The following is an 11,877-nucleotide window of genomic DNA, read 5'->3' on the forward strand; positions in this document are numbered from 1 at the left end:
TCGTACTAATGCGGGAATGGTGGCCGGGTCGCGTACGTTCGATTGATTGCGAAGACGCACCCCGAGCAACGAAGGAGCACACGAGACATGCCGGGCACTGTGACGATGTACAGCACCACGTGGTGCGGCTACTGCCGCCGCCTCAAGGGCCAGATGGACCGCGAGGGCATCGCGTACAAGGAGATCAACATCGAGCAGGACCCGGAGTCGGCGACCTTCGTCGAGACGGCGAACGGCGGAAACCAGACCGTTCCCACCGTCCTCTTCCCGGACGGCTCGACCCTCACGAACCCCTCGCTGGCGCAGGTCAAGCAGAAGCTGGCCGCCTGAGCGAAGCCGTGGGACCGGTCCGCAGATGACCGGTCCCGGGCGGGGCTCAGCCCACGGTCCCCGGCTTCGGCAGGGGCTTTCCGTACCAGAGCTCGATCAGCCGGGCCGCAATCGAGATGCCGTAGGGAGGCATGACCTCCCCGGACTCGAATGCGGCCCGCAGCTCTTCGCGGGAGAACCAGCGCGCCTCGTGGATCTCCTCGCCGTCGACGTTGATCTCCGAAGAGGTGGCGTCGGCCATGAAGCCCAGCATCAGGCTGGAGGGGAAGGGCCAGGGCTGGCTCGCGACGTACTCGACGTCGCCGACCGTGACCCCGGCCTCCTCGAAGACCTCGCGCCGCACCGACTGCTCGATGGACTCCCCGGGCTCCACGAAGCCCGCGAGCGTGGAGAAGCGGCCCTCGGGCCAGTGCACCTGGCGGCCGAGCAGGATGCGGTCCTCGCTGTCCCTGACCGCCATGATCACGGCCGGGTCGGTGCGCGGGTAGTGCTCGGCGCCGCAGGCCTGGCAGCGGCGGATGTGGCCCGCCGCCGCGATGACGGTGCGCTCGCCGCAGCGCGAGCAGAAGCGGTGCAGGCGCTGCCAGTTCTCCAGGGCGACGGCGTGCACCATCAGGCCCGCGTCCCGGGGCGAGAGCAGCAGTCCCGCCTCGCGCAGCCCCGCGGGGCGCGCCGACTGGTCCATGCGGCCCGGCAGGGCGTCCTTCTGGAGCGCGAAGTAGCTGACGCCGTCGTCGTCCGTGCCGAGGAAGTAGCGGTGCTGATCGGTGAGGGGCGCTTCGAAGGACGGCGTCATCACCAGTTCGGTGCGGCCGTCGGACGTCTCGTCGATGAGCACCTGACCGCCGGATACCACGAAGACCCGGGTCGTCGGGTGGCTCCAGGCGGCGGCGAGCCACGCCTCGTCCATGCGGTGGTGGGCCGCGCGGTCGATGCCGCTCGGCGCGGTCAGCGAGACGGGCCGGTCTGCGGTGCGGTCGGTCCAGGTGGTCACAGGTGCTTCCAACTCCCCCGATGGAATGGGTGGTTCAGCAGGGCGTGCGGCAGGACGTGCTCGGTGCTCCGGGGGCTCTCAGTGTGCATCGCGCCAGTTCTCCGCGAGGTCGCCCCACAGGTGGGCGGCCGTCTCGACGCCCTTGAGCAGCAGGTCGATCTCGACCTTCTCGTTCGGCGCGTGCCAGCCGTCCGAGGGCACGGAGATGCCCAGGAAGAGCACGGGCGCGGCGAGGACGTCCTGGAGGTCGGCGGCCGGTCCCGAGCCGCCCTCGCGCGTGAAGCGGATCTTCTGCCCGAAGGCGCGGCCCATCGCGCGCACGACGGACTGCAGCGCCGGGTGGTCGAGCGGGGTCAGGCACGGGCGCGTGGCGGCGCCGAAGGTGACCGTGTGGCGGATGCCGGCCGGGACGCGGTCGGCGGCCCAGGCGCGCACGGCCTCCTCGACGCGGTCCGGGTCCTGGCCCGCGACGAGCCGGAAGGAGAGCTTGACCAGGGCGGACGACGGGATGATCGTCTTGCTGCCCGCGCCCTGGTAGCCGCCGCCGATGCCGTTGACCTCGGCGGTGGGGCGGGCCCAGATGCGCTCCAGGGTGGAGTACCCGGCCTCGCCGCGCAGGCCGTGCGACTTGGCCGTACGCTGCCAGCTCTCCTCGTCGAAGGGCAGCTCGGCGAAGAGTTCGCGCTCGCGGTCGGTGAGTTCCGTGATGCCTTCGTAGAAGCCCGGGATCGCCACGCGCGCGTGCTCGTCGTGCAGGGCGGCGACGAGGCGGGCGACCTCGGTGGCGGGGTTCGGCACGGCGCCGCCGAAGGAACCGGAGTGGATGTCCTGGTCGGGGCCGTGCAGTTCGATCTCGCACTCCGCGAGGCCGCGCATGCCCGTGCAGACGGTCGGGGTGTCCTCGGACCACATGCCGGTGTCCGAGACGATCACCGCGTCGGCGGCGAGGCGGTCCTTGTGGGCCTCGACGAGCGCGCGGAAGTGCGGGGAACCGGACTCCTCCTCGCCCTCGACGAGCAGCTTCAGGTGCACCCCGGGAGCGGTGCGGCCGGTGGCGGCGAGGTGGGCACGGACGCCGAGGGTGTGGAAGAACACCTGGCCCTTGTCGTCGGCCGCCCCGCGCGCGTGGAGGCGGTTCCCCAGGACGACGGGCTCGAAGGGGTCGGTGTCCCAGCCGTCCTCGCGGGCGGCGGGCTGCACGTCGTGGTGGCCGTAGACGAGGACCGTGGGCGCCTGGGGGTCGTCGGAGGGCCACTCGGCGAAGACGGCGGGCGCCCCGGGGGTCTCCCAGATCTCCGTGACCGGGAAGCCGGTCTCCTTGAGCCGGGCGGCGAGCCACTCCGCGCTGCGGCGCACGTCCCCGGCGTGGTCGGGCTGGGCCGACACGGACGGGATGCGAAGCCACTCGGCGAGGTCGTCGAGGAAGGCGGCGCGGTGGTTCTCGATGTACGTGCGGACGGCGCTGTCCGGTGTCTCGCTCATGGTCACGAGCCTATCCGCCATCCGGGGCGGGCTCGTCCGGCGGACCGCCCGGCGGCGCACCGGCCGGCTCTTCGAGCAGGAGGCGTTCGAGCTCGGCCCGGCCCGGGAGGTTCCTGGGGCGGGCGGTCTCCCCGCTGCGTACGTAGAGGAAGGCGGCCTGCACCGATTCCAGGGGGACGCCCTGCAGCTCGGCCCAGGCGAGGCGGTAGACCGCGAGCTGCAGGGGGTCGGCGGTGCGGGTGCGGCTGGTCTTCCAGTCGACGATCTCGTACGTGGCGTCGGCGCCGTCGCCCTCCTTGTAGACGGCGTCGATGCGTCCGCGCACGACGCGGCCCGCGAGGACGAACTGGAAGGGGACCTCCACGCGGTGGGGCGTGCGGCGGGCGTACTCGGTGCGCTCGAAGGCCTCCTTGAGGGCGTCGAGGTCGCGCTCGTCGGCGATCTCGGCCTCGTCGAGCCCGCCGCCCGGCAGGTCCTCCGGGCCGAGCATCGGCAGCGGAAGCTCCTCGAACCGGGACTCGACCCAGGCGTGGAAGCGGGTGCCGCGGCGCGCGGCGGGCTGCGGCGGGCGGGGCATGGGCCGGGCCAGGTCCTGGGCGAAGCCGTCCGGGTCGGCGGCCAGGCGCAGCAGCTCGGACGCGGTGAGCGACGGCGGCACGGGGACGTCCCTGACGGCTTCGCGGGCGCGCAGGAGCTCGCCGGTGAGGGCATCCAGGTCGCGGTCCCAGGAGGCGAGGGTGCGGGCCTCCTCCGGCGTGAGACGGGCGGGCGGCTCGTCCGGGGAGTGCGCGGGCGGCTCGTCCGGGTGGGTGTCCGGGGCGGGCTCGGCGGGGTGCGGGCGGGCGTCGGGGGCGGGTGCGGGCAGCGGCACGCGCGCGTGGCCGCCCTCGGCGGGTGCTCCGGGGTGGGCGGATTCGGCGGCCGGGGCGTCCGCGGGGTGCGGGACCGTCGGGCGCTCCGTCGGGCGCTCCGTCGGCAGGGAGTCCCAGTCGGCCGGGTCGGTCCCGGGGAAGTCGATGTCTCCGTAGAGGCCGTCCTCTTCGTCCGGCGGGGGTGGCCACTCCGGGTCGTCGGCCGGGGGCACGTCGTCGTGCGCCGAGGGGTGGGCCTCCTCGTGGGTGCGGCCGGTCTCCGGTGTGCCCTGTCCCGTGAGCCGGTCCAGGTGGGCGAGGACCGTCGCCGCGGCGGCGCGGCGGCGGGCCAGGGAGTCGTCGTCCAGCGGGAGCGGCCAGGCCTGGTCGGCCCGCGCCTCGTGCAGCGCGGGGTTCTCCTCGTCCTCGGCCGGCTCGTCCGCCCAGGCCTCGATCTCGCCGTGGCCCGCCGCGCAGTGGTCGTGCAGGGCCAGGAGGAAGTCCGAGGGGCCGCGGGGCTTCTTCTGGGAGGGGCCCCACCAGTGGCCCGACCCCAGGAGCAGCGAGCGGGGACGGGTGAACGTCACGTACCCGAGGCGCAGTTCCTCGGTGCGCTGGTGGTCCTTCATGGCCTCGTGGAAGGCCTTCATGCCCTTGGCGTCCCACGCGTCGACGTCGGGCAGCGTGGCCGCGTCGCCGCGCAGTTCGTGCGGGACGACCTTGGCCTGGGCCGTCCACTTCTCGCGGCCCTGCGCGCTCGGGAAGGTGCCGCTGACCAGACCGGGCACGGCGACGACGTCCCACTCCAGGCCCTTGGACTTGTGGGCGGTGAGCACCTTGACGGTGTTCTCGCCGCCGGGCAGGGCGTTGTCGAGGCCCTTCTCGTACTGGGCCGCGGTGCGCAGGAAGCCGAGGAAGGCCAGCAGGGTCGCGCCGTTGTCGTTCGCGGCGAAGGAGGCGGCGACGTCCAGGAAGTTGGAGAGGGTCTCGCGGCGGCGGGCCGCGAGGGCGCCCGGGGACGCGGACAGCTCCACCTCAAGGCCGGTCACCGCGAGCACGCGGTGCAGCACGTCCATCAGCGGGTCGGACAGCGACCGGCGCAGCTCGCGCAGTTCGGCGGCGAGCCGGGCGAAGCGGACCCTGGCGTCCGCGGAGAAGGGCAGCCCGTCGTCGCCTCCGGAGGCGTCGTCCGGGTCGAGGGGCGACTCCAGGAACGTGTCCAGGGCGTCCGCGAGCGATATCACCTCGGCCGGGTCGACCCCCTCGACGGCCTCGGCCAGACGCCGGTCCGGGTCGTCGGGCGCCGTGTGCCCGGGGCGTACGAGAAGGCGGGCGCGGCGGCCCAGAAGGGCCAGGTCGCGGGCGCCGACGCGCCAGCGCGGGCCGGTCAGCAGGCGCACCAGGGAGGCGTTCGCGCCCGGGTCCTGGAGGACCTCGCAGACGGCGACGAGGTCGGCGACCTCCGGCAGGTGGAGGAGTCCGGAGAGGCCGACGACCTCCACGGGGATGTCGCGGGCGACGAGCGCGGCCTGGATCTCGGCGAAGTCCGTGGCCGTGCGGCACAGGACGGCGATCTCGCCGGGTTCCTTGCCCGTGCGCACGAGGTGGGCGATCGAGTCGCCGAGCCAGTCGATCTCCTCGGCGTGCGTGCGCAGCAGGGCGCAGCGCACCACGCCGTCGCGCTCGGCGCCGGGGGCGGGCCGCAGGGCCTCCACGCCCGCGTGCATGGCCCGCAGGGGCTCCGCCAGGCCGTTGGCGAGGTCCAGGAGGCGGCCGCCGCTGCGGCGGTTCTCGCTGAGCGCGTGGCGGGCCGCGGGGCGGCCGTCGGCGTGCGCGAAGTGCTCGGGGAAGTCGTCGAGGTTGGCCACGGACGCGCCGCGCCAGCCGTAGATCGCCTGGCAGGGGTCGCCGACCGCGGTCACCGGGTGGCCCGTGCCGCCGCCGAAGAGGCCGGACAGGAGGATGCGCTGGGCCACCGAGGTGTCCTGGTACTCGTCCAGGAGCACGACGCGGAACTCCTCGCGCAGGATCTCGCCGACCTCCGCGCGGGTGCGGGCGAGCGTGGCGGAGAGGGCGATCTGGTCGCCGAAGTCGAGGAGGTCGCGCGAGCGCTTGGCCGCGCGGTAGTGCGCCACGAGGTCGGCCAGTTCGAGGCGGGCCGCCGCCGTCTCGGGGACCTTGCGCAGGTCGGCGTTGCTCAGCTTGGCACCCTCCAGGGCACCGAGCAGTTCGGTGTCGTACGCCCGGAGCCTGTCGGGCCGCACCAGGTGCTCGGCGAGCTCGCTGTCGAGGGCGAGCAGGTCGCTGACGAGGTCGGGGAAGGAGCGGGTCAGCGCGGGGTAGGGTCCCGGCGCCTCGCGCAGCACGCGTGCGGCGAGCTGGAAGCGGGTGGCGTCCGCCAGGAGGCGGGAGGTCGGCTCCAGTCCGATGCGCAGGCCGTGGTCGGTCAGGAGGCGGCCCGCGAAGGCGTGGTACGTGGAGATGACCGGCTCGCCCGGAGAGTAGTCCGGGTCCGCGCGCGGCGTCGTCGTCGAGGGGTGGTGGTCGGGCGAGGGGCCTGCCGGGGCGAGGGGCTCGGGGTCGGTGACGCCGGCCTTGATCAGCGCCTGGCGCACGCGCTCGGCGAGCTCGCCGGCCGCCTTGTTCGTGAAGGTGAGGCCGAGGACCTGCTCGGGGGCGACCTGGCCGGTGCCGACGAGCCACACCACACGGGCCGCCATCACCGTCGTCTTGCCCGACCCCGCTCCGGCCACGATCACCTGCGGGGCGGGCGGCGCGATGATGCAGGCCGTCTGCTCCGGGGTGAACGGGATGCCGAGGAGCTCCTTGAGCTGCTCGGGGTCGGTGATGCGAGGTGGCACGTCAGAGAGGCTAGCGGTGGCCACCGACAACCGGGGCGGACCCGGACGGCGGCGGCCACCGCCGCTTCGTGGAGCGTCCGGGATCAGGAACCGGAGGCGAGCTTCTCAGGGTCGACGACCTCGCTGGCCGGCGGCGCCTTCACGTCGACGGGCTTGCCGTAGTCGCTGAAGGTCACCGAGCCCGGCTCGTTGCTGTTCTTGTTCTCGACCTTCAGGAAGTAGGGCTTGCCCTCCATGGCGACGTAGAAGGTGGTGGTCTCCTTGCCCTTCTTCTGGGTGAGGACGGCGGCCTTCTTGCCGTCGACCTCGGCGTCGTCCTCACGCTTCAGGTTCTTGAGCTTGTCGGACTTGAACATGTCGTCCCGGTTGCAGACGCTGCTCTCCTTCTCGGACGACTTCACCCAGCGGCCCTTGAGGAGCTCGGCGGTGGAGCCGCCGCCCTGGCCCTCCCAGAACTTGTCGTCGGCCTTGACGTACGAGGACTTGCCGATGGAGAGGAACTGGGCGGTGCCCGACTTCTGCGAGCCCATCGTGCCCTTGCAGTCGCCGGACTCGGCGACGGCGAACTCGATGTTGCTCGTCTCGCCGCTCTGCTTCATCTGGCCCTTCATCGCGAAGGAACCGGCGTCCTTGGAGGCCTTGGAGGCCTTGTCGGCGATCTTGTCGGCGCTCATGCCGTCGAAGGGGTCCTTGTCCCCGTCGCTGCTGCAGCCGGTGACGCCGATGACGGCGGCGGCACAGACGACGGCCACTGCCAGGAGCTTCCGGTTGGCTGCCATATACGCGCATCTCCTCAAAAAGGTGCACCACCAGCCGGTGCACAGCATGTCTTTACGGAGACTTTAGATTGCTCCAGGGGGTGCTATGCCCCCGAGCGACAGGACGTGACAATCCCCACGGGTGGGGGTGCCGGGTCACTCCACGACGTGGCGGCCCTCGGGGCGTGCGCTGCAGGAGGCGCGGAAGGCGCAGTGCGTGCAGTGCTGGCCCGCGGTGGGCGTGAAGCGTTCGTCGAGGACCTTGCCCGCGGCCGTCGCCAACAGGTCGCCGACCCACTCTCCGGAGAGGGGCTCCTGGGCCTGCACCTTGGGGAAGGCGTCGCCGCCGTTCTTCTTGGCGGCACCCTGGCGCAGCTGCACCAGCTCGGCGCCGCCCGGTTCGGGACGTACGCCTCCGAAGAGCTCGTCGGCCGCGCCCTCGCGGACCGCCAGCTGATAGACGGCGAGCTGCGGGTGGCGGGCCACCTCGGCCGCGGTCGGCGCCTGCTTGCCGGTCTTGAAGTCGACTACGTAGGCACGGTTTTCCGCATCCTGTTCGACGCGGTCCATGGAGCCCCGGACGCGTACTTCGTAGGGTCCCGCCTCCAGCGTGACGTCGAAGCCGTGCTCGCTGGCGAGAGGGGTGCGGCTCGCGCGGTCCATCACGTGCCACTGGAGGAAGCGTTCGAGCGCCACGCGCGCGTGCTCCTTCTCCTGGGCCGACTTCCAGGGGGCGTCGAAGGCGAGGGCGTCCCACACCGAGTCGAGGCGCTCCATGAGGACGGCGAGGTCGGCGGGGGTGCGTCCGGAGGCGACCTCGTCGGCCAGCACGTGCACCACGTTGCCGAAGCCCTGGGCGGCCGTCGCCGGGGCGTCGGCCTTCACCTCGCGGCCCAGGAACCACTGGAGGGCGCAGGTGTTGGCGAGCTGGTCCAGGGCGCTCCCGGAGAGCACGACGGGCTTGTCGCGGTCCCGCAGGGGGATCTCGCTCGCCGTCGGTTCGTACATGCCCCACCAGCGGTACGGGTGCGCGGACGGCACGAGGGGGCGGCCGTCGGAGTCACTGAGCGCGGCGAGGCGGGCCAGGCGCGAGGCCGCGGCCTCGCGCAGGGTGGCGGAGGCGCGCGGGTCGACGGTGGTGGCGCGCAGCTCGGCGACGAGCGCGGCGACGGACAGGGGGCGGCGCGGGCGGCCCGTTATGTCCTTGGGCTCGACGCCGAGTTCGGTGAGGAAGCGGGAGGGCTGGTCGCCGTCGTCCGCGGGCGCCTTCACCGCGGTGACGACGAGGCGTTCGCGCGCGCGCGTGGCGGCGACGTAGAACAACCGGCGCTCTTCGGAGAGGAGCGCTCCGGGTGTGAGCGGCTCGGCGAGCCCGTCGCGGCCGATGCGGTCGGCCTCCAGGAGGGAGCCGCGGCGGCGCAGGTCGGGCCAGAGCCCTTCCTGGACGCCCGCGACCACGACGAGGCGCCACTCCAGGCCCTTGGAACGGTGCGCCGTCATCAGGCGGACGGCGTCGGGGCGCACCGCTCTGCGCGTGAGCGTGTCCGCGGCGATGTCCTGCGCCTCGGTCTCCTCCAGGAAGTTCAGGGCGCCGCGACCGCCCGTGCGCTCCTCCGCGCGGGCCGCCGCGGCGAACAGCGCGCACACCGCGTCGAGGTCGCGGTCGGCGTTGCGGCCGGCCGCGCCGCCGCGCCGCGCGGTGCGCTCCAGGCGCTTGGGCCAGGGCGTGCCGTCCCACAGGTCCCACAGCGCCTCTTCGGCGGTGCCGCCGCCCGCGAGGCGCTCACGGGCCTTGCGCAGCAGCGCGCCGAGCCGCTGGGCGCCACGGGCGTACGTGGGGTCGTGGGCGACGAGCCGCTCCGGCTCGGCGAGGGCGCGGGCCAGCAGTACGTCGGAGGGCGGCGGCAGGTGGTTGCCCGCCGCGCGTTCCTCCTCGCGCAGGGCACGCCCGAGCCGCCGCAGGTCGGCGGCGTCCATCCCGGCCAAGGGTGAGGTGAGGAGGGTGAGCGCGGTCTCGGTGTCGAGCCAGGAGGGGGCGGTGGTGGTGGAGGGGGTGGGCTCCGGCTCGGGGGTGGGTTCCCCTTCGGAGGTGGCCTCCGACTCGGAAGTGGGCTCCGCCTCGGAGGTGGGCTCCGCCTCGGAGGTGGGCTCCGCCTCGGAGGTGGCCTCCGACTCGGAAGTGGGCTCTTCCTCAGCAGTGGCCTCTTCCTCGGGCACGGCCCCGCTCCCGGTCACGGCCCCGCTCCCGGGCACGACCTCACCCTCGGGCGCAGCCTCACCCCCAGGCGCAGGTTCCTCTTCGAGGACGGCCCCCTTCTCGGAGGTGGCTTCTTCACGGCCGTCGACCACGGGCACGTCCCTGCCAGAGGCAACAGCTCCCTCCGGAGCGGCGCCCTCGACGTCGACTCCCTCGATGTCGACACCGTCGTCTTTGGAGGCAGCGGCTTCCGAGACATCGCCTACAGAGGCGTTCCCCCCGGAGGTACCCCCCTCGGAAACGCCCGCCTCAGAAGGCCCCGTCTCCGAAGCAGCCGTCTCCGAAGCACCCGCCTCCGCGTCCACCGCCATCGCCACCACCCGCAGCGCCGTCAGCAGCGGCGTCACCGCGGGCTCGTGGCGCAGGGCGATGTCGTCGCCGTCGATCTCCAGGGGGACGCCCGCCGCGCTGAGGCTGCGGCGGACCGCGGGGATCGTGCGGGCGCCCGCACGGACCAGGACCGCCATGTCGCCCCAGGGAACGCCGTCCTCCAGGTGCGCGCGGCGCAGGATGTCCGCGATGTTGTCGAGCTCCGTGCCGGCCGTCGGGTACGTGTACACCTCGACCCGGCCGCCGTCCCTGACCGGCGTCAGGTCCCGGTGGGCCCGCACCTTCTCCGCGGGCAGCCTGGTCAGCGGCATGCGGCCGGTGAGCAGCCGGGTGGCGGCGAGGAGCCCCGCGCCCGACCTGCGGGACGTCGTCAGGACCTCGACCCGCGCCGGGGTGCCGTCCGCGCGCGGGAAGGCGTACGGGAACTCCAGGATGCCGTTCACGTCGGCACCCCGGAAGGTGTAGATCGACTGGTCGGGGTCGCCGAAGGCGACCAGCGTCCTGCCGCCGCCCGCGAGCGCGTCCAGCAGCCGCACCTGCGCCGGGTCGGTGTCCTGGTACTCGTCGACGAAGACCGCGTCGTACTGCGCGCCGAGCGCCCGCGCCACCTCGGGGCGGCGCGCGAGCAGCACGGCGCGGTGAACCAGCTCCGCGTAGTCGAGCACGCCCTGGAGGTCGAGCACGTCCAGGTACTCGGCGAGGAAGGCCGCCGCGGCGCCCCAGTCGGGCCGGCCGATGCGGTGGGCGAAGGCGTCCAGGGCTTCGGGGCCGAGGCCGAGCTCACGGCTGCGGGCGAGCACCGCGCGCACCTCGTCGGCGAAGCCGCGGGTGGTGAGGCAGGCCCGCAGCTCGTCCGGCCAGCGGATGTGGCCGCGGCCCTCCCGGGCGAGGTCGAGATGGCCCGCGAGCAGCTCGCGCACCGCCACGTCCTGCTCGGGTCCCGACAGGAGCCGCAGGGGCTCCACGAACAGGTCGGCGTCCTGGTGGGCGCGGACGAGGGCGTAGCAGAAGGAGTGGAACGTGGTGGCCTGCGGGGCGCGCGCCGCCCCGATGCGCAGCGCCATGCGGTCGCGCAGCTCCACCGCGGCCTTGCGGCTGAAGGTGAGCACCAGGATCCGCGCGGGGTCGCCGCCCTGCGCGACCCGCGCGGCGACGGCCTCCACCAAGGTGGTGGTCTTTCCCGTGCCGGGCCCGGCGAGGACCAGCAGCGGTCCCCCCTTGTGGTCAACCACCGCGCGCTGACCTGCGTCCAAGCGAGGGGGATCCGACGGGTCCCGCGGCGTACGCACCAGCCGGTAGGCACCCGAGGTCGCCTGCCGTACCTGGTGGTTCGACGGGTTCCGGAGGTGCCGGGCGGAAGAAGGGGAACTCACGTGGGTCGCCGGTCCTGGTGGTTGTGCTGGTCGAAGAGCGGCTGCGCGGTGGCCGCGGGGTGAGGGAGATGCGTGCTGTCGACGCTACGCCAGTGGGCGTGGAGGACGCGTGGCTTCCCCCGTACGGGCCACCGGTCCCCCATCGGGCCGCCGGATGCCGGAAGCTGTCAGTTGTGAGCCTCCGGAGCCTGCGGTCGAGCCCCGTCCGCGGCGTCGCCCAGCGCGCCGCCGTCCCAGCGCGCCCGCCGCATGTCGAGCTTCGGCAGATGCCCCTGGGCGGCGCGCGAGGCCTCCCGCAGCGGGGTGCCCTCCGCGCGGTACTGCTCCAGGGCACGCAGTTCGTGGCCCGGCAGCAGCACGCCGTCCGAGCGCACGACACGCCACCACGGAACGCCTCCTCCGTAGAGGGCCATCACGCGTCCGACCTGTCGGGGGCCGCCCTCCTCCAGCCATTCGGCGACGTCTCCGTACGTCATGACCCGCCCAGGCGGGATCAGTTCCGCGACGTCGAGGACCCGTTCCGCGTACTCCGGCAGCGCCTGCTCCGCGGGGTCGGGCGGCACCTGTCCCATCCGGCTCTCCTGTCGGCTCGCCTCGCTCATCCGGTCCATCCTGCCGCACGCCACCGACACCGTGTCCGG

At 73.6% G+C, this 11,877-nt stretch carries 7 protein-coding genes; 1 reads left to right on the top strand and 6 read right to left on the bottom strand.

The window, feature by feature from the left end; all coding sequences use genetic code 11:
- The first annotated feature begins 87 nt into the window (after window positions 1–87).
- A complete protein-coding gene (locus AB0L89_RS12420; protein ID WP_365138658.1) occupies window positions 88–330 on the top strand; it encodes a mycoredoxin in 243 nt (80 codons plus the stop codon).
- Window positions 331–376: 46 nt separating this feature from the next.
- Here AB0L89_RS12420 and nudC read toward each other — a convergent pair whose 3' ends face one another.
- The 6 genes from nudC to AB0L89_RS12450 form a co-directional block, all read right to left on the bottom strand.
- Window positions 377–1,324 (bottom strand): NAD(+) diphosphatase, encoded by a 948-nt coding sequence (gene nudC, locus AB0L89_RS12425; protein ID WP_365138661.1) that lies wholly within the window; start codon window positions 1,322–1,324, stop codon window positions 377–379.
- Window positions 1,325–1,402: 78 nt separating this feature from the next.
- Window positions 1,403–2,806 carry a dipeptidase gene (locus tag AB0L89_RS12430; protein WP_365138664.1) on the bottom strand — a complete coding sequence of 468 codons (1,404 nt, stop codon included), beginning with the start codon at window positions 2,804–2,806 and terminating at the stop codon, window positions 1,403–1,405.
- 10 nt (window positions 2,807–2,816) lie between these two features.
- Window positions 2,817–6,518 (bottom strand): UvrD-helicase domain-containing protein, encoded by a 3,702-nt coding sequence (locus AB0L89_RS12435; RefSeq protein WP_365138667.1) that lies wholly within the window; start codon window positions 6,516–6,518, stop codon window positions 2,817–2,819.
- A gap of 83 nt (window positions 6,519–6,601) precedes the next feature.
- On the bottom strand, window positions 6,602–7,297 hold the full coding sequence (locus AB0L89_RS12440) for a hypothetical protein (RefSeq protein WP_365138670.1): 696 nt from the start codon (window positions 7,295–7,297) through the stop codon (window positions 6,602–6,604).
- A gap of 135 nt (window positions 7,298–7,432) precedes the next feature.
- A complete protein-coding gene (locus tag AB0L89_RS12445) occupies window positions 7,433–11,095 on the bottom strand; it encodes a UvrD-helicase domain-containing protein (protein ID WP_365138673.1) in 3,663 nt (1,220 codons plus the stop codon).
- Window positions 11,096–11,403: 308 nt separating this feature from the next.
- Complete coding sequence (locus tag AB0L89_RS12450) at window positions 11,404–11,808, bottom strand: MGMT family protein (RefSeq protein ID WP_365139772.1); 405 nt, start codon at window positions 11,806–11,808, stop codon at window positions 11,404–11,406.
- Window positions 11,809–11,877: the final 69 nt, after the last annotated feature.

The organism is Streptomyces sp. NPDC052114 (genome assembly GCF_040680155.1).
Lineage (GTDB): Bacteria > Actinomycetota > Actinomycetes > Streptomycetales > Streptomycetaceae > Streptomyces.

Coding starts and splice junctions, on each gene's coding strand:
- AB0L89_RS12430 (WP_365138664.1), bottom strand. CDS start 2,806: ATGAGCGAGACACCGGACAGCGCCGTCCGCACGTACATCGAGAACCAC.
- AB0L89_RS12450 (WP_365139772.1), bottom strand. CDS start 11,808: ATGGGACAGGTGCCGCCCGACCCCGCGGAGCAGGCGCTGCCGGAGTAC.
- AB0L89_RS12440 (WP_365138670.1), bottom strand. CDS start 7,297: ATGGCAGCCAACCGGAAGCTCCTGGCAGTGGCCGTCGTCTGTGCCGCC.
- AB0L89_RS12420 (WP_365138658.1), top strand. CDS start 88: ATGCCGGGCACTGTGACGATGTACAGCACCACGTGGTGCGGCTACTGC.